This window comes from Dyella silvae (assembly GCF_026421305.1).
GTDB lineage: Bacteria > Pseudomonadota > Gammaproteobacteria > Xanthomonadales > Rhodanobacteraceae > Dyella > Dyella silvae.
Genome location: NZ_JAPJBQ010000002.1, coordinates 1 through 17,378 on the forward strand (window position 1 = coordinate 1; position 17,378 = coordinate 17,378).

Annotated in this window: 15 protein-coding genes and 1 rRNA gene; 15 read left to right on the forward strand and 1 reads right to left on the reverse strand. The window is 63.2% G+C overall.

Going from position 1 to position 17,378, the window contains the following annotated elements; translation table 11 throughout:
- From rrf to glpK, 3 genes are all read left to right on the forward strand, one after another.
- Positions 1-76: ribosomal RNA gene (gene rrf / locus OQE56_RS20130) — 5S ribosomal RNA — on the forward strand; the annotation flags it as partial.
- A 299-nt stretch (positions 77-375) separates the two neighbouring features.
- Entirely contained in the window at positions 376-939 is a 564-nt protein-coding gene (locus OQE56_RS04230) for a TIGR00645 family protein (RefSeq protein WP_267221917.1), read from the forward strand.
- A 93-nt stretch (positions 940-1,032) separates the two neighbouring features.
- Complete coding sequence (gene glpK / locus OQE56_RS04235) at positions 1,033-2,532, forward strand: glycerol kinase GlpK (RefSeq protein WP_267221921.1); 1,500 nt, start codon at positions 1,033-1,035, stop codon at positions 2,530-2,532.
- 53 nt (positions 2,533-2,585) lie between these two features.
- On the opposite strand, the gene OQE56_RS04240 is transcribed toward glpK, so the two are convergent.
- The gene (locus OQE56_RS04240) at positions 2,586-3,521 is read right to left on the reverse strand and encodes a carbohydrate kinase family protein (protein ID WP_267221923.1); all 936 of its coding nucleotides are present in this window, start codon (positions 3,519-3,521) and stop codon (positions 2,586-2,588) included.
- 261 nt (positions 3,522-3,782) lie between these two features.
- Between OQE56_RS04240 and OQE56_RS04245 the strand changes: the two genes are divergently transcribed.
- The 12 genes from OQE56_RS04245 (at position 3,783) to OQE56_RS04300 (ending at position 17,283) form a co-directional block, all read left to right on the forward strand.
- Positions 3,783-4,829, forward strand: coding sequence for a rod shape-determining protein (locus OQE56_RS04245; protein ID WP_046971370.1), 1,047 nt, complete (start codon positions 3,783-3,785; stop codon positions 4,827-4,829).
- A 26-nt stretch (positions 4,830-4,855) separates the two neighbouring features.
- Complete coding sequence (mreC, locus tag OQE56_RS04250; RefSeq protein ID WP_267221927.1) at positions 4,856-5,848, forward strand: rod shape-determining protein MreC; 993 nt, start codon at positions 4,856-4,858, stop codon at positions 5,846-5,848.
- A complete protein-coding gene (mreD, locus tag OQE56_RS04255; RefSeq protein WP_267221928.1) occupies positions 5,845-6,330 on the forward strand; it encodes a rod shape-determining protein MreD in 486 nt (161 codons plus the stop codon). Before mreC ends, mreD begins: the two co-directional genes overlap by 4 nt.
- A gap of 5 nt (positions 6,331-6,335) precedes the next feature.
- Positions 6,336-8,441: a penicillin-binding protein 2 gene (gene mrdA, locus OQE56_RS04260; protein ID WP_267221930.1), complete on the forward strand. Its 2,106-nt coding sequence runs from the start codon at positions 6,336-6,338 to the stop codon at positions 8,439-8,441.
- Positions 8,438-9,556 (forward strand): rod shape-determining protein RodA, encoded by a 1,119-nt coding sequence (gene rodA / locus OQE56_RS04265; RefSeq protein ID WP_267221932.1) that lies wholly within the window; start codon positions 8,438-8,440, stop codon positions 9,554-9,556. Before mrdA ends, rodA begins: the two co-directional genes overlap by 4 nt.
- Positions 9,557-9,655: 99 nt before the next feature.
- Positions 9,656-10,669 carry a lytic murein transglycosylase B gene (mltB, locus tag OQE56_RS04270; RefSeq protein ID WP_267221933.1) on the forward strand — a complete coding sequence of 338 codons (1,014 nt, stop codon included), beginning with the start codon at positions 9,656-9,658 and terminating at the stop codon, positions 10,667-10,669.
- Positions 10,666-11,604 (forward strand): septal ring lytic transglycosylase RlpA family protein, encoded by a 939-nt coding sequence (locus OQE56_RS04275; RefSeq protein WP_267221934.1) that lies wholly within the window; start codon positions 10,666-10,668, stop codon positions 11,602-11,604. Before mltB ends, OQE56_RS04275 begins: the two co-directional genes overlap by 4 nt.
- A 64-nt stretch (positions 11,605-11,668) precedes the next feature.
- Positions 11,669-12,901, forward strand: a complete 1,233-nt coding sequence (locus tag OQE56_RS04280; protein ID WP_267221935.1) for a D-alanyl-D-alanine carboxypeptidase family protein — start codon at positions 11,669-11,671, stop codon at positions 12,899-12,901.
- 13 nt (positions 12,902-12,914) lie between these two features.
- Positions 12,915-13,205, forward strand: a complete 291-nt coding sequence (locus OQE56_RS04285; RefSeq protein WP_267221937.1) for a YbeD family protein — start codon at positions 12,915-12,917, stop codon at positions 13,203-13,205.
- A 115-nt stretch (positions 13,206-13,320) separates the two neighbouring features.
- The gene (gene lipB / locus OQE56_RS04290; RefSeq protein ID WP_267221939.1) at positions 13,321-13,989 is read left to right on the forward strand and encodes a lipoyl(octanoyl) transferase LipB; all 669 of its coding nucleotides are present in this window, start codon (positions 13,321-13,323) and stop codon (positions 13,987-13,989) included.
- 10 nt (positions 13,990-13,999) lie between these two features.
- Positions 14,000-15,001, forward strand: a complete 1,002-nt coding sequence (gene lipA, locus OQE56_RS04295; RefSeq protein WP_267221940.1) for a lipoyl synthase — start codon at positions 14,000-14,002, stop codon at positions 14,999-15,001.
- A 26-nt stretch (positions 15,002-15,027) separates the two neighbouring features.
- A complete protein-coding gene (locus OQE56_RS04300; protein WP_267221942.1) occupies positions 15,028-17,283 on the forward strand; it encodes a carboxy terminal-processing peptidase in 2,256 nt (751 codons plus the stop codon).
- Positions 17,284-17,378 lie beyond the last annotated feature (95 nt).

Consider the following 17,378-nt stretch of genomic DNA (forward strand, 5'->3'; position numbering starts at 1 on the left):
TCCCGAACTCGGAAGTGAAACGCAGCTGCGCCGATGGTAGTGTGAATCCTCATGCAAGAGTAGGTCACCGCCAGGGGCTTTATCCCTCAAACGCCTTCCCATCCGGGAAGGCGTTTGTCTTTGCGCGATTCAAAAATTGTCTCGCCCGTGGTCGGGAAATGGCTGGTCATCCGAATCCAATCGGAAGTCTGATTGACGTGGTGCGTGTGATGCATTCCAGACTTCATCGTCGATACGACAGATCGTCTATCGGGCCTCGAATACTTCCGCGCAATGCGCTTTCTCGGCCTTGAATAGCGGCCATGCTATTCACTCGCCGTAACGTAGGAATTTGCGACCATCGTAGGTCCTCTTTCTTCCACGATGTGTTTGCGTATGACGACTCCCGGTAAGGACCGCCTGGGCCCGCTCCCCTACCTGATCTTCTCCTCGCGCTGGCTGCAGCTGCCGCTCTACCTCGGTCTTATCGTTGCGCAGGCGATTTACGTGGTGCAGTTCTTGCGGGAACTCTGGCACCTGGTGGACGCCACGCTGCTTGGCCATCTCGGTGAAGGTGCCAGCGCCGAAAGCGCGGAGACCACCATCATGCTGACAGTGCTTGGTCTGATCGATGTGGTGATGATTTCCAACCTGCTGGTCATGGTGATCGTCGGCGGTTACGAAACCTTTGTTTCGCGACTGAAGCTGGAAAATCATCCTGATCAGCCGGAATGGCTGTCGCATGTGAACGCCACGGTGCTCAAGGTGAAGCTGGCGATGGCGATCATCGGCATTTCCTCCATCCATCTTCTGGCCACCTTCATCAAGGCGAGCACGCTGAGCAGCGATACCATCAAATGGCAGTTACTGCTGCATCTGGCCTTTGTCGTATCGGCGCTGGCTCTGGCCTTTATCGATCGCATCATGCAGCCCGCTGGCAAGCCGGCACATCACGGATGAACTGAAGGCAGACCCCGGGCTGAAAGTGCATGCACCGCCCGGGTTGTTGCTACGCTTGCGGCCTCATTCATGCCCGTAACGGAGCGACCTCGCGTGGAGAAGCGTTACATCCTTGCCCTCGATCAGGGCACCACGAGTTCACGCGCGATTCTTTTCGATCACGCGGGGTCGGTGGTGGGCGTCGCGCAGCGTGAGTTTGAACAGTTGTTCCCGCAGCCGGGCTGGGTGGAGCACAACCCCCGAGACATTCTCACGAGCGTATTGGTGACGGTCACCGAGCTGCTCGCCAATGCGCGGGTCGAACTCGCCGACATTGCCGCCATCGGTATCACCAATCAGCGGGAAACCACCGTGGTGTGGGACCGCGCTACCGGATTGCCCATCCACAACGCCATCGTGTGGCAATCGCGTCAGAGCATGGCGATCTGCGAGCAGCTTCAGCGCGATGGCTACGAGCCGCTCGTGCGCGAACGGACCGGCTTGTTGATCGATGCGTATTTCTCGGCGACCAAGCTGCGCTGGATTCTCGATCACGTAGACGGCGCTCAGGCGCGTGCTGAACGCGGTGAGCTGCTGTTCGGCACCATCGACAGCTGGCTGATCTGGAACCTCAGCGGCGGAGCGGCGCACGTCACCGATGTAAGCAACGCAGCGCGTACTTTGATGTATGACATTCATCGTCGTTGCTGGGACGATGACCTGTTGCACATGCTGCGGATTCCACGGGCCATGCTGCCCGACGTTCGCTCCAGCAGCGAGGTGTATGCGCACACGGCGCCTGCACAGTTTTTCGGAGCCAGCGTACCGATCGCAGGCGTTGCCGGCGACCAGCAGGCTGCCTTGTTTGGACAAGCGTGTTTCTCGCCTGGCATGGCCAAGAACACCTACGGTACCGGCTGCTTCATGTTGATGAACACCGGCGAACAGGCAGTGCCGTCCAAGCACGGCCTGCTCACTACTATCGCCTGGCAACTAGGTGATCGTGTCGACTACGCGCTGGAGGGCAGCATCTTTGTCGCTGGCTCCGTCATTCAATGGCTGCGCGATGGTCTGCGCATGTTAGACCGGGCGGCTGACTCGCAGGAGTACGCAGAGCGCGTCGCTTCAAGCGATGGCGTGTATGTGGTGCCGGCCTTCGTCGGACTCGGTGCGCCCTACTGGCAGAGCGATGTGCGTGGCGCCATCTTCGGTTTGAGTCGCGGCACCAGCAAGGAGCACTTTGTGCGCGCGGCGCTGGAGTCGATGGCGTATCAGTCACGCGACGTGCTGACCGCGATGGAAGGCGATGCAGGCATCGCGCTTAAAGAGCTGCGTGCTGACGGCGGCGCGGTGTCCAACGACTTCATCGCACAGTTCCAGAGCGATATGCTCGGCGTGCCCGTGTTGCGTCCACGAGTGCAGGAAACCACCGCGCTCGGAGCCGCCTATCTCGCCGGTTTGGCGGTGGGATTCTGGAAAGATTGCGAAGAGATCGCCAGGCTCTGGCAGGTCGATCGCCGCTTCGAACCGCAGATGCGCGAGGCAGAAAGAGATCGCCTGTATCGCGGGTGGCAGGATGCGGTAAAGGCCACCATGGGTTTTCGTACGGGTTGAAACGAACAAGGCCTCCATGCGGAGGCCTTGTGTTGTTACCGAGGCGGCGGCTCTCAGTCGAGCGCGTAGCCGAACTGATCCTTGAACTCGGCAGCGAACTGCGCGTAGTCAAAGTGCTGGTTCTGCGTGCCCGGATGTTCGACCTTCAGTGCACCCATCAGCGATGCCATGCGTCCGGTGGTCGGCCAATCCTTGCCATGCATGATGCCGAAGATCAGGCCCGCGCGATAAGCGTCGCCGCAACCGGTGGGGTCGATCACCTGGCGCTCGCGCGCTGCGGGAATCTCGTGCGTGATGCCATCGGTGTGGATCTGCGAACCGCGCGGGCCCAGGGTCACGATGTAGGCCTTTACCCGCGAGGCGATCTCCTGCGCGCTCCAGCCGGTGCGCTGCTGAAGCAGCTGCGACTCGTAGTCGTTGACGATGACATAGGTGGCTTTCTCGATCATCGACCGGAATTCGGCACCGTCGAACAACGGCATGGCCTGACCAGGGTCAAAGATGAAGGGCACGCCACGCGCGGCAAACTCATCGACATGCTGCAACATGGCGTCGCGGCCATCCGGCGCCACGATGGCGAAGCTGATTTCCGGAATGTCGCGCACATGGTTGCTGTGCGCACTCAGCATCGCACCCGGATGGAAGGCCGTGATCTGGTTGTTGTCCAGGTCGGTCGTGATGAAGCACTGCGGAGTGAACTGATCATCGAACACGCGCACGTAATCCAGCGGGATACCGCACTTTTCCATGTGCGCGCGATACGGACCGAAGTCCTGACCCACCGTGGCCACAGGCAGCGGTTCGCCGCCCAGCAACTTCAGGTTGTAGGCGATGTTGCCGGCGCAGCCGCCGAATTCGCGGCGCATCCGCGGCACCAGGAAGGACACGTTCAGGATATGCACCTGATCGGGCAGGATGTGGTTCTTGAACTGGTCCTGGAACACCATGATGGTGTCGTAAGCGAGCGATCCGCAGATGACGGCAGACATGATGCGAGGTGTTTTCCCTGGCAGTTGAACGGGAAACCGGGCGGCAGCTGGGCCTGCCTGGCTCAAAGTTCCAGATCATACCGGGATCTGGTGCTGCCTGCGACTTTTCTTGCGGTCGCAGGGTAATGTGCGCGAGCTCAAAAACGCGCATATCACTGTGTAGATAAAGGCTTTCTTAACGAGATTATCCTTGCGATCCGGGGGTTTGCTGACTAGACTGGCCCGCTTACTTTTTAGCCACAGCCGGCGCACGGCGGACCCATGTTCAAGAAGTTTCGCGGATTTTTCTCCAACGATATTTCGATCGACCTTGGTACGGCCAATACCCTTATTTATGTAAGGGGACAGGGCATCGTACTGAACGAACCGTCGGTGGTGGCTATCCGCCAGGACCGCGGCCCGGGTGGTCCACGTGCAGTGGCGGCCGTCGGCAGCGATGCCAAGAAGATGCTGGGCCGCACGCCCGGCAACATTGCCACGGTGCGTCCGATGAAGGATGGCGTGATCGCCAACTTCTCCATGACCGAGGCGATGCTGCAGCACTTCATCAAGCAGGTGCACAAGTCGCGCATGCTCCGCCCGAGCCCGCGCGTGCTCGTGTGTGTGCCCTGTGGCTCGACCCAGGTAGAACGCCGCGCCATCAAGGAATCGGCCGAAGGCGCCGGCGCCCGTGACGTGTTTCTGATCGAAGAGCCCATGGCTGCAGCGATCGGCGCCGGTATCCCGGTGCATGAGGCGCGCGGCTCGATGGTGCTTGATATCGGTGGCGGCACGTCAGAAGTGGCGGTGATCTCGCTGAACGGCATCGTCTACTCGCAGTCTGTGCGCGTGGGTGGCGACCGCTTCGACGAGGCCATCATCAACTATGTGCGCCGCAACCACGGCACGCTGATCGGCGAGTCCACCGCTGAGCGCATCAAGCTTGAGATTGGCTGCGCGTTCCCGCAGACGCATGTGAAGGAGATCGAAATCTCCGGCCGCAACCTCGCCGAGGGCGTGCCGCGCATGTTCACCATCAACTCCAACGAGGTGTTGGAGGCGCTGCACGAGCCGCTGTCGGGCATCGTGGCGGCGGTGAAGTCCGCGCTGGAGCAGACCCCGCCGGAACTGTGCTCCGACGTGGCCGAGCGTGGCATCGTGCTCACCGGCGGTGGCGCGTTGCTGCGCGACCTGGATCGCCTGATCTCCGAGGAAACCGGCCTGCACGTGCAGGTGGCCGATGAGCCCCTGACCTGTGTGGCCCGTGGCGGTGGCAAGGCGCTGGAGCTGATCGATCAGCACGGCAGCGACTTCTTCGCACCCGAGTAATCGACAAGACGGGGGCGGGTTAGGCCATGGCGCTGTCGCGCGAGGATTCCTCGCCCCTGTTTGCCGGCACGGTCGCCGGTACGCTCAAGCTCATTTTTTATCTTGCGCTGGCCATGGTGCTGATGGTGCTCGACCATCGCAATGGCTGGATCTGGCGCCTTCGCTATACCACCTCGGTGCTGGTTGAGCCGGTGTACCGGCTGGCCAGCATGCCGGCCAATGGCATGCGCGCGCTCAGCGTGGCGTTTTCCGATCGCAAGCTGCTCACTGAGCAGAACCAGCGTCTGCGAGAAGATCTGCTGCTGGCCAATGCCAAGCTCAATCGCATGGCGGCGGTGGCCGAGCAGAACCAGCGCCTGAAAGAGCTGCTCGATACGCAACACAGCCTTGAATTGAATGTGCAGCTGGCCCGAGTGATCGACGTGGATCTCGGCGGCTCCCGTCATCGCATGATGCTCAACGTCGGCGCACGCGATGGTGTGAAAGCCGGCCAGGTGGTCATCGACGCGCACGGCGTCATCGGACAGGTGGTGGAAGTCATGCGACGCACCTCGCTGGTGATGCTGGTGACGGATCCTGATCACGCCATTCCGGTGGTCGTCGAACGTACGGGTCTGCGCACTGTGGCCTATGGCTCGCGCGATGGCGGCCTGCTGAGCCTGCCCAATATTTCCATGGCGGCCGACGTGCATCCGGGCGACAAGCTGCTTACCTCCGGTCTCGGTGGTCGTTTCCCGCCGGGCTTCCCGGTGGGTGAAATTCGCAGCGTCGAGCCGGCGGCGTCGGGCATGTTCCTCGAGGGGCGTGCGCGTCCCACCGCCGATATTGATCGCAGCGAAGATGTGCTGCTGCTGCATGACCTGGCTGAGCCGGTGGGGCCGCCTGAGCCGGTAGCGCCTGCGGGGCCGCCGGCTGACTTGGCGCCGGCTCCGGGCAGCTCCATCGCACCTGCGCCGCGCCCGGCGGAAGCCGCTTCATCCGCAGCGCCATCCACCCAGGCGCCGACGGTGCAACCATGAGCAAGCCACGTATCAGCCTGTTGTTGTTCGTGGGCTCGCTGGTGTTTGCGGTGGTCTCCATGCTGGTGCCGCTGCCGGCGCCACTGCAGCCATTCAAGCCGTACTGGCCGGCGCTGTTCCTGCTGTACTGGTCGCTGGAGTCGGGCGACCGCGTGACACTGGGGCTGGCCTTCATGGTTGGCCTGTGCGCTGACTTGCTCGATGGCGTGCTGCTGGGCGAACAGGCCATGCGCCTGTGTGCGCTGGTGTTCATCGCGCTGCGCTTCCGTTCGCGTCTGCGTTTCTTCCCCATGTGGCAGCAGACGCTGGCCGTACTTGCCTTGCTGCTCAATGATCGTGTGTTGTTGCTGATCGTGCGTACGTTTGCCGGCGAGTCATTGCCGGCGGCGACCTGGTGGATTTCGCCGTTCGTCGGCGCTGCGTTGTGGCCGTTCCTGTTTCTGCTCATGGACGACCTGCGCATGCGTTTGCGCATCCAATAGCTGCCATGGCCCTGCGGCGACGCTCCATCAAAGATACCCGTGGCGAAGCCGCGCTGTTCCGCGTGCGTGCGCTGGTGGGCTTTGTCCTGATTTTGATGGGCCTCAGCGTATTGGTGGTGCGCTACTCCTATCTGCAGGTGCAGCGTCACGACGAGTTCGCCTTGCGCTCGGAAAACAATCGTGTGAAACCGCGGGCGATTCCGCCGGCGCGTGGCCTGATCTTCGATCGCAGCGGCGTGTTGCTGGCCGACAACGTGCCCGCCTTTCGTCTGGAAGTGGTGCCCGAGCAGGTGAAGTGCATGCAAGGCATGTCGTCCTCCGTTAGTGAGGTGGCATCGCAGGACGACGGCGATACCGATACGTCCAAAAAGCAGCAAGTGAAGTGCATGCAGTCCATGTTGTCCGCCATCCGCGAGGTGGTGCCGCTGGACGATGGCGACATCGATGCCTTCAAGAAGCAGCTCAAGCAAAATCGCCGTTTCGACAGCGTGCCGCTGAAACTTCATCTCACCGAAGATGAAATCGCGCGTTTCGCCGTTAACCGCTGGCGTTTTCCGGGCGTGGACGTGGTGCCTTACCTCACCCGCCGCTATCCGTACGGCGCGTTGTTCGCACATGTGGTGGGCTACGTGGGCCGCATCGACGCGGACGACACGGCGCGGCTGGATCCCGATCGCTACAAGGGCACCAGTCATGTGGGCCGCAGCGGTCTGGAGCGCTCCTACGAAGACATCCTGCACGGCGAGCCCGGCTACGAGCTGGTCGAGGTGAATGTCGACGGCCGCGTGCAGCGCGTGCTGGAAACCCACGCGCCCATTCCCGGCAAGAATCTCTACCTCGGCATCGACGTGCGCGTCCAGAAGGCAGCGAACGATGCGTTCCAGGGCCGCCCGGGCTCGGCCGTGGCAATCGACCCGCGCAACGGCCAGGTGCTGGCCATGGTCAGCGTGCCGAGCTTCGACCCCAATCTGTTCGTCAACGGCATCAGCAAGGCGGACTACACGGGCTACATGACGGCCGAAGACAAGCCGTTGCTCAACCGTGCCCTCAAGAGTGCCTATCCGCCGGGCTCGACAGTGAAACCGTTCCTGGCGCTGGGTGGCCTCGAGCTCGGCGTTCGCCGTCCTGAAGACACGGTGCTGTCCACTGGCGAATTCTGTATCCCCGGCCAGCAGCGCTGTTATCGCGATGACGTTCGCGGCGGTAACGGTACGGTGAACATGGTTCGCGCTATTCAGCTTTCCACCAATACCTATTTCTACAAGCTCGCGCTGGACATGGGCATCGACCGGCTCGCGAACTGGATGGGCAGCCTGGGCTTTGGCAAGAAGACCGGCATCGACCTGCTGGGCGAGGCGGAAGGCATCCTGCCGTCGCGCGAGTGGAAGGCCACGCGCAGCAAATACGCGTGGTTCCAGGGCGAAACCATCATTGCCGGTATCGGTCAGGGCTACTGGAACGTCACCGCGCTGCAGCTCGCGCACGCCACCGCAACCTTCGCAGGTCACGGTACGCCGTATGCTCCGCGCCTGGTCATGGCGACCCAGGCGGTGAAGGAGCGGCCGGTACCGTTGCCCAATCCGCCCGCCGGCCCTTCGTTGATTCGCAAGCCGCACGACTGGGATGTGGTGAATCAGGGCATGCTGGCCGTGGTCAATGAGGTAGGGGGTACGGCCAAGGGGCAGTTCACCGGTTTTCCGTACCTCGTTGCGGGCAAGAGCGGTACGGCAGAGCGCTTCTCCCGTCGCAGCAACGATTACGACACCAACAAGAACACGGCTTATCTGGCGGCGCGCCATCGCGCGTGGTTCATCGGGTACACCCCTGCAGAGGCGCCGCGCATCGCTGTCGTGGCCATGTTGGAATCCGGTGCATGGGGTGCGTCGGATGCGGGTCCCATCGTCCGCAAGGTGATGGAGGCATGGATAGCGTCGACCGGTGGCCCCGTGCCGCCAAACAACACGCCGGAAACGGCACCGGGTCCGGCGTCCGGCGAACCCAGCGCACCGGAAGCGCCCGAGGACACGCCGATGGCAACGCCCGCCGATATGTCCGCCATGCCGGCCGAGAACACCAGCGCGCCCGCACCCGATGACGGAGGCAATCCATGATCGACGCTCTCCAGGCGCGTTTTCTGCGTTTCGTGCGCCGTGTGATGACGCGGCCACGCATCGACCTGCCGCTGGCCTTTGGCCTGTTCTTGCTTGCCTTGGTGGGCCTGGCGACGCTGTACAGCGCCAGTGGCGGCAACATGGCCATGATTGGCGGCCAGGCCACCCGTTTCGTCATGGGCGGCATGCTGGTGCTGCTGATTTCGCGCATTCCCCCGCCGGTGCTGCGCAGCTGGACGCCATGGCTGTTTGCGGCCAGCGTCGTCTTGCTGCTGATGGTGGCTGGCTTCGGCGAAGTACGCAGCGGTTCCAAGCGTTGGTTGAACCTGGGTGTGATGTCGTTCCAGCCGTCCGAGTTGCTCAAGCTCACCATGCCCATGATGGTGGCCTGGTATCTGCATCCGCGTCAGCTGCCACCGCGATGGAAGGACATCATCATGGTGGGCATCCTGATTGGTATTCCCGCCGGCCTCATTGCTGAGCAGCCTGATCTCGGCACCGCGCTGCTGGTGTCGGCCGCCGGTGCGTTTGCGCTGTTCCTGTCGGGCATGGCGTGGTGGAAGATCGGCAGCCTGCTCGCCGCGGTGGGCGCCATGATCCCGGTAGCCTGGCACTTCCTGCACGACTACCAGCGCAACCGCGTGCTCACTTTGCTCGATCCGGAGTCCGACCCATTGGGGAAGGGATGGCACATCATCCAGTCGCAAATCGCGGTGGGTTCCGGCGGCCTGTTTGGCAAGGGTTGGCAGCACGGCACGCAATCGCGGCTGGATTTTCTGCCGGAGCACACCACCGACTTCATCTTCGCCGTGTTCTCCGAGGAGTTCGGTCTGGTCGGCGTGATCTGCCTGATGCTGCTGTATGCCTTCATCATCGGACGCTGCCTGTGGATCGCCATGGAGGCGCGCGATACCTATTCGCGCCTGCTCGCCGGCGCCATCGGCATGAGTTTCTTCGTCTACGTGTTCGTCAACGGCGGCATGGTGGCCGGCATGCTGCCGGTGGTGGGTGTGCCGATGCCATTGGTGAGCTACGGCGGCACCTCGGCGGTGTCGCTGCTCACCGGTTTTGGCGTACTCATGTCGATTCACGCCAACCGCAAGACCCACTCCTAGGGCCACGCCGCATCGGCAGAACGTGAGTGCAAAAGGCCGGTTTTTGCCGGCTCGCATGCTAGGCTTGGCGCGAAGCCGTTCACGACAGCGAAGTCTTTCATGCTCTCGATTCCCGCGTCGCTCCCGACTCGTCGCCTCGTTGCCACGCTGGGCCTTCTATTCGCCGCGGCATGCATGCCGGCCCTCGCGGAAACCCATCCCGGACAAAACCAGCTCGTCAGCGAAGTAGCCAAGGACACCGGCAAGGATCCGCAGGCTCTCAACGCCTTGCTGGATGGTGCCCAGAAGCAACAAAGCATTCTCGACGCTATCAGCCGCCCGGCCGAAGCCAAGCCGTGGAAGGACTACCGGCCGATCTTCATCACGCCCCAGCGCATCAATGACGGCATTGCGTTCTACCGTCAGCACCGGGCCTTGCTGGAAAACATCGGCAAGCAATACGGCGTGGCGCCCGAATACATCGTGGCGATCATCGGCGTGGAAACCTCTTACGGCCGCAACACCGGCAAGTACAAGGTGCTCGACGCGCTGGTGACGCTGGGCCTGTATTACCCGCCGCGCGCCACGTTCTTCCGCGAACAGCTGAAGACGCTGCTCGAGTTGCCGAACACCCAACTCGCCGGCCCGATCGACACGCTCACCGGTTCGTACGCGGGGGCGCAGGGCTGGGGCCAGTTCATGCCATCGAGCATCCGCGATTTCGGCGTGGACGCGGATGGCGATGGCCACATCGACCTGAAGAATTCGCTGCCCGACATCTTCGCCAGTGTTGCCAACTACTTCGCCAAGCATGGCTGGCAGAAGGGTGGCCCGGTGGCAGCCCGCGCCCAGGCGGATAGCGCAGCCAAACCCATCACCGTGAAGGATTCCAAGCCGCAATGGCCGCTCGAGCAACTCGAAGCCTGGGGCTATGCGCCCGTGCAGCCGTTCAGTCCGGCGCAGCCGTCGAGCCTGCAGTCGCTGCAGGGCGCCGATGGCATGGAGTACTGGTTCACCTTCCAGAATTTCTACGTGATCACCACCTACAACCGCAGTCCCCTGTACGCGCTGGCCGTGCATCAGCTGGCGCAGGCGATTGCCGCCGGGGCAGGCGAGATGGAAGCCACGCAATGAGGTGGCAGCTTGCGCTGCCACTCCTGTTGATCGCGCTGCTGGCGGGTTGTAGCAGCAACAAGACCCGGCCCTCGGCGAGCCATGGTGGCTCGTCGTCGCGTGGCGGGGTTTCGTCGGGCAGTGGCGGTGGTTATTCCCGCGGCGGCGTCAGCGACGACACCAGCCGCCCGCAGAACAGCCGCTATCGCGACAACGCCGACAGCGTGCCGGACGGCGCGCCACCCGACTTCATCAACACCTTGCCCGAACCGGTGCCGAAGGTGGAGCCGCGCGCGCTCTACGGCAACAAGTCGCCGTACACGGTGCTTGGCCAGACCTACAACGTGCTGGCCAACCCCAACGGCTATGTGGAGAGGGGCGTCGCCTCGTTCTACGGCAACAAATTCCACGGGTACAAAACGTCGAGTCTCGAGGACTACGACATGTACCAGTTCACCGCCGCGCATAAGACGCTGCCATTGCCCAGCTACGCGCGTGTCACCAATCTGGAGAACGGCAAGAGCGTGATCGTGCGTATCAACGATCGCGGGCCGTTCCACGAAAACCGCCTGATCGATTTGTCCTACGCTGCGGCTGTGAAAATCGGCGTGTGGCCCAAGGGTACCGGCCTGGTGGAAGTACGGGCCATCGATCCCGGCCAGCCGCTCACCGCACAGGCGCTGCCGCCGCCACCGCCGCCGCCCAAACCCGCCTCGCCGGGGCCAGGTATTTACCTGCAGGTGGGTGCATTCTCTGACGTGACTAACGCAGAGCGTGTCGCACAGCAGCTGCGAGCCGCCAATTTTGCGCCCGTACAGGTGGTGGATGCGCAAATCAACGGCCGCAGCGTCCGACGCGTTCGGGTGGGGCCGCTCTCAAGCGTCGATCAGGCGGACGACGTAACCTCCCGAATTGCCAACATGGGGCTGCCCCGGCCGCAGGTCGCGGTAGACTGACGCACTGATTTTCTCGCGGCGGCGTCTCGCTCGCCGCCATACAGCCATTGGATTGAACTGACAGATGAACCTGATTCGCCGCACCCTTTCTTCGCTTGCCGTCGCCGCACTGGTCGTCGGCACTGCCGTCGCCCAGCAGACGCCGCCGAAGCCCGCGCCGGTGCCGCGCCCAGTGACGCCGGAGGCCCCGGTGCCGCCGCCGCCGGATGTGGATGGCAAGAGCTGGGTGCTGATGGATTACGCCACCGGCCAGGTGCTGGCGTCGAAAGAGCCGGACCTGCGCGTTGAGCCGGCCTCGATCACCAAGGTGATGACCGACTATGTGGTGTCCGCCGAGGTCGCCAACGGCAAGATCCACATGGCCGATCCGGTCAACATCAGCGAAAACGCCTGGCGCAGCGGTGGTGCGGGCACCGATGGCTCCACCAGCTTCCTCAAGCTCAACAGCCAGGTGCCGCTGAAGGATCTTCTGTACGGCATGATCATCCAGTCCGGCAACGACGCCGCCATCGCGCTGGCCGAGCACACCGCTGGCTCCGAGTCGGCGTTCGCCAACCTGATGAATGCCTATGCCAAGCAGCTGGGCATGACCAATTCCAACTTCCAGAACGCCTCGGGTTACCCGATCGCGAACCACTACTCGACGGCACGCGACATTGCGATTCTCTCGCGCGCGCTGATCCATGATTTCCCCGAGGACTACGCCATCTCGGCGGTCAAGGATTTCGAGTGGAACGGCATCAAGCAGCACAACCGCAATCTGCTGTTGTGGCGCGACAACACGGTGGATGGCATCAAGACCGGCCACACCGCTGCGGCAGGCTTCTGTCTGGCCGCCTCGGCCAAGCAGGGCGATTCGCGCATGATCGCCATCGTCATGGGCTCCACCAACGAGAAGAGCCGCGCCGATGCCGCGCTGGCGCTCATGAACTACGGTTTCCGCTTCTACGAGACCCACAAGCTGTATGACGGCGACAAGCCGCTGGCCACGCCGAAGCTGTGGAAGGGCCAGGCCAACCAGTTGTCGCTGGGCGTGGCCGACAATGTGCTGGTGACCGTCAAGCGTGGTGACTACGACAAGCTCAAGGCCACCATGGACATCCCGGCGACGCTGGTGGCCCCGTTCACCAAGGGCCAGCAGGTCGGTACGCTGCGTCTCACGCTGGATGGCCAGCCGGTGCAGAACGTGCCGCTGATCGCCCTGAGTGATGCACCGCAGGCTGGCTTCTTCGGTCGCCTGTGGGACAGCATCATGCTGTGGTTCCACAGCGACAAGAAGCCTGACGAGAAAAAGTGACGGAGGTGCACTGATGCGCGATATCGACTCCATCGAGGCCCAGAAGGAAGGACAGGGCTTCCAGTTCCCCGGTGAATTCGAAATCACCGCCATGGGTAATGCCAGCGCCGATCTGCAGGCACGCGTGCCGCAGATCCTGGAAGGCATTGGCCTGCACGTGCTGCATGAGACGGTGAAGCACCGCCACTCGCGGGAGGGCAATTTCCTCTCCGTCACGGTCAGCTTCCGCTGCGACACGCGCGAACAGTACGACTTGGCGCACTCGACGCTGCGGGCCGATCCGGATATCCGCTATACGCTCTGAGGCGTTCTGACGTGGCGGGCCGGCCGTGCCCGCCACGCCACTGGTGACTTTCAGCCCTTGCAAGGGCCCTCTCACGGCCGCAGATACTTAGCCCCGTCCCCCAGGCCCGTCCCGCATGTCTCTGCCGCTCAAAGTCCGCCGCCTCGGTCGCCAGCCCTATGCCGCGACCTGGGAGGCCATGAGCCATTTCACCAACAACCGGGGCCCGGACACGCCGGACGAGCTGTGGCTGCTGGAGCACGATCCGGTATTCACCCAGGGCCAGGCCGGCAAGGCCGAGCACGTGCTGGCGCCGGGCGATATCCCGGTGGTTCAGGTGGACCGAGGCGGCCAGGTGACCTACCACGGTCCCGGCCAGATCGTGGGCTATCCGTTGATTGACTTGCGCCGCGCCGGCGTCGGCGTGCGCGAACTGGTCAACAAGATCGAGCAATCCATCATCGATACGCTGGGGCACTGGAATATCGGCGCCGAACGTCTCGAGGGCGCCCCCGGCGTCTACGTGGCGGGGGCCAAGGTGGCCGCGCTCGGCCTGCGCGTGCGTCGCGGCTGCAGCTTCCACGGCCTGGCCTTCAACGTGAACATGGACCTTGAGCCGTTTCACCGCATCAACCCCTGCGGTTACAAGGGTTTGGCGGTCACTCAGGTGTTAGACTTGGGCGGTCCGTCGCGCCTGTCGGACGTCGAAGACGCCCTGGTGGACGAGTTCTGTCGCCAGTTCGGATTCGTCGCCGAACCGGCCGCCCCCATCCTCCCTGAACTACCCGCTCGCGTAGCGGTCTGAGCTTGCCTACATGAGCGAAATGTCTACTTCCAAGGTCATCCCGATCAGTGTTGTTGGCGGCGCGCCCGTCGAAAAGCAGGTGGGTAACGACAAAATTGGCCTGAATCGCGCCGGTTTTGACACGAGCGTGCCGACGCTCCGCAAGCCCAGCTGGATTCGCGTGCGCCTGCCGCAAGGCAACGCCGTGCAGCAGCTGAAGTCGCGCCTGCGCGAGAACTCGCTGGTGACCGTGTGCGAAGAAGCCTCGTGTCCGAACATCCACGAGTGCTTCAGCAAGGGCACCGCCACCTTCATGATCCTCGGCGAAGTGTGCACGCGCCGGTGCTCGTTCTGCGACGTGGCCCATGGCCGCCCGGCCGCGCCCGATCCGATGGAGCCGGCGCGTCTGGCCGAGACCATTCGCGACATGCGCCTGAAGTACGTGGTGATCACCTCGGTGGACCGCGACGACCTGCGTGACGGCGGCGCTGAGCATTTCGCTGCGTGCATCCGCGCGACGCGTCACGCCAGCCCGAACATCAAGATCGAAATCCTCACGCCCGACTTCCGCGGCAAGGGCCGCATGGAGCGTGCGCTGGAAGTGCTCAAGGACTTCCCGCCGGACGTGTTCAACCACAATCTGGAAACCGTGCCGCACCTTTATCGCGAAGTGCGTCCGGGTGCCGACTACCAGTGGTCGCTGGATCTGCTCAAGCGCTTCAAGGCGCAGCATCCGGAGGTGCCGACCAAGTCCGGCATCATGCTGGGCCTCGGCGAAACCATGGAGCAGGTGCTGGAAACCATGCGCGATTTGCGCGCGCATGACGTGGAAATGATCACCATCGGTCAGTACCTGCAGCCCACCCCGCACCACCATCCGGTGATCCGCTACTGGACCCCGGAAGAGTTCGAAACGCTGCGCGAAGCCGGCGAGGCGATGGGCTTCCATCACGTCGCTTCCGGCCCGCTGGTGCGTTCGTCTTACCACGCCGACCTGCAGGCCCATGCTGCAGGCGTCACTGAGCACGCCTAACTGAACTGGCACGCCATCGAGACCTTATGAAACTGCGCCCCTCGCTAGCCCTGCTGCTTGCCCTTGCCGTCACCGGAGTCGGTGTCCACGCGCAGTCCGCCGCTGATCTGACCGATAGCGACACCGCGCCGCGCAAGTTTTCCACGCTGCCGCTGAAGCCCACGACCAACCAGTCGCAGGCAGCGCAGCTCTCCGCGCGCTTCCTCACGCGGTTCCACTACGACGCGCAGCCGCTCGACGATGCGATGTCGCAGAAGATCTACAAGGCCTATCTCGATAGCCTCGATGGCGAAAAGGTGTTCTTCACCCAGGCGGATCTGGCCAAGTTCGCGCCGCTGAAGACGCAGCTGGACGACGCCATCTGGAACCAGGACCTCACCGGTCCGTTCTCGATGTTCAACTTCTACGTCACGCGCGCCATCGAACGCATGAACTATGCGCGCGGCCTGCTCAAGCAGGGTTTCGACTTCAACACCAACGAAAGCTACAACTACGATCGCAAGAAGGCCGATTGGCCGAAGGATCAGGCTGAGCTCGACGCGCTGTGGCGCGAGCGCACCATGAACGACTGGCTGCGCCTCAAGCTCGCCGGCAAGGCCGACGACGACATCCGCAAGACGCTCGACAAGCGCTACGCCGGCTACATCGATCGCGTGAAGCAGCTCGATGGTGAAGACGCGTTCCAGTCGTTCATGAACGCCTACGCCGAATCCACCGACCCGCACACCGACTACCTCGGCCCTCGTGCGGCGGAGAACTTCGACATCTCCATGAAGCTGTCGCTGGAAGGCATTGGCGCCGTGCTGCAGGCACGCGACGAGTACACCGCCATCCGTGAGATCGTGCCGGCCGGCCCCGCTGCCAAGTCCGGCAAGGTGCACGTGGGCGATCGCATCGTCGCCATCGGCGAAGGCACCAGCGGCCCCATGGTCGACGTGATCGGCTGGCGCCTCGATGACGTGGTGAAGCACATCCGCGGCAAGAAGGACACCACGGTTCGCCTGGAAATCCTGCCTTCTGACGCGGGCGTGGACGGCAAGCACGAGCTCATCTCGCTGGTGCGCCAGAAGGTGAGCATCGAAGAACAGGCGGCCAAGAAGAAGGTCATCGAGATCAAGGACGCCGGCGTCACCCGCAAGATCGGTGTGATCGACCTGCCGAGCTTCTACTCCGACTTCGGCGCGCGCCGCGAAGGCGACAAGAACTTCAAGAGCGCGACCCGCGACGTGGCCAAGCTGCTCGGCGAGCTCAAGGCCGAAGGCGTCGAAGGCGTGGTGATGGATCTGCGCAACAACGGCGGCGGCTCGCTGGCCGAAGCCAACGAACTCACCGGCCTGTTCATCGACCAGGGTCCGGTGGTGCAGGTGCGCGATGCGCGCGGTGAAGTGCAGGTGCAGGGCGACGACGATCCGGGCATGTCCTGGAGCGGCCCGATGGCTGTGCTGGTAAACCGCGGTTCGGCCTCGGCGTCGGAGATCTTCGCCGCCGCCATCCAGGATTACGGTCGTGGCCTGATCATCGGTCAGCCGACCTTCGGCAAGGGCACCGTGCAGAACCTGGTCGACCTCGACCGCTTCACGCACAGCACCAAGGAAAAGCCGCAATTCGGCGAGCTGAAGATGACCATCCAGGAATTCTTCCGCATCAACGGCGGCTCCACCCAGCTCAAGGGCGTGACGCCGGATATCCAGTATCCGAAGAACGGCGACGAGAAGGATTTCGGCGAGTCCACCTACGACAACGCACTGCCGTGGACGCAGATTGCGCCAGCCGACTACAAGCCGGTGGCCGACCTCAAGGCCTACCTCGGTCAGTTGCAGGCCAAGCACGAAGCCCGCACGGCGAAGTCGCCGGGTTGGAAGCTGATGCTTGATGAGCTGGCGCAGTACCGCAAGATGCGCGACAAGACCAGCATCTCGCTCAACTTCGCGCAGCGTCAGGTCGAACGTAAGGACCTGGATGCGATCCAGGCGGACTTCCGCGCCCGTCACAAAGCCATCGACGGCGACGTGGACGGTCAGGACGATGTCGCGATGGACGATGGCCTCAACGCCAACGAGCGCAGCCTCAAGTCCGAGCTCAAGCAGGAGAAGGACGCCAAGAAGGCGGCCGATCCGCAGCTGGATGAAACGGCGCACATCCTGTTCGACGCGGTGGGCCTCATCAAGGGCGATGCCAAGCTGGCGGCAACGGTGCTGCCGTATGGCGGCCGCTTTTCGACCACGGCTACGGCCACTGCAACCGCTGACAAGCCGCAGCAGGCGAGTCCTGCCGGGCACTGATCGCTAGCTTCGATCCACGAAAAAGGCGGCCCATGGGCCGCCTTTTTTTATACCCGTGGGAAACCATGCGCTCCCACAAGGCGGTCATGAGCAAA

What these genes read in the sequence shown, in the direction of transcription:
- OQE56_RS04230 (WP_267221917.1), top strand. Translation starts at nt 376, where the DNA reads ATGACGACTCCCGGTAAGGACCGCCTGGGCCCGCTCCCCTACCTGATC.
- OQE56_RS04240 (WP_267221923.1), bottom strand. Translation starts at nt 3,521, where the DNA reads ATGTCTGCCGTCATCTGCGGATCGCTCGCTTACGACACCATCATGGTG.
- OQE56_RS04245 (WP_046971370.1), top strand. Translation starts at nt 3,783, where the DNA reads ATGTTCAAGAAGTTTCGCGGATTTTTCTCCAACGATATTTCGATCGAC.
- mreC (WP_267221927.1), top strand. Translation starts at nt 4,856, where the DNA reads ATGGCGCTGTCGCGCGAGGATTCCTCGCCCCTGTTTGCCGGCACGGTC.
- mreD (WP_267221928.1), top strand. Translation starts at nt 5,845, where the DNA reads ATGAGCAAGCCACGTATCAGCCTGTTGTTGTTCGTGGGCTCGCTGGTG.
- mrdA (WP_267221930.1), top strand. Translation starts at nt 6,336, where the DNA reads ATGGCCCTGCGGCGACGCTCCATCAAAGATACCCGTGGCGAAGCCGCG.
- rodA (WP_267221932.1), top strand. Translation starts at nt 8,438, where the DNA reads ATGATCGACGCTCTCCAGGCGCGTTTTCTGCGTTTCGTGCGCCGTGTG.
- mltB (WP_267221933.1), top strand. Translation starts at nt 9,656, where the DNA reads ATGCTCTCGATTCCCGCGTCGCTCCCGACTCGTCGCCTCGTTGCCACG.
- OQE56_RS04275 (WP_267221934.1), top strand. Translation starts at nt 10,666, where the DNA reads ATGAGGTGGCAGCTTGCGCTGCCACTCCTGTTGATCGCGCTGCTGGCG.
- OQE56_RS04280 (WP_267221935.1), top strand. Translation starts at nt 11,669, where the DNA reads ATGAACCTGATTCGCCGCACCCTTTCTTCGCTTGCCGTCGCCGCACTG.
- OQE56_RS04285 (WP_267221937.1), top strand. Translation starts at nt 12,915, where the DNA reads ATGCGCGATATCGACTCCATCGAGGCCCAGAAGGAAGGACAGGGCTTC.
- lipB (WP_267221939.1), top strand. Translation starts at nt 13,321, where the DNA reads ATGTCTCTGCCGCTCAAAGTCCGCCGCCTCGGTCGCCAGCCCTATGCC.
- lipA (WP_267221940.1), top strand. Translation starts at nt 14,000, where the DNA reads ATGAGCGAAATGTCTACTTCCAAGGTCATCCCGATCAGTGTTGTTGGC.
- OQE56_RS04300 (WP_267221942.1), top strand. Translation starts at nt 15,028, where the DNA reads ATGAAACTGCGCCCCTCGCTAGCCCTGCTGCTTGCCCTTGCCGTCACC.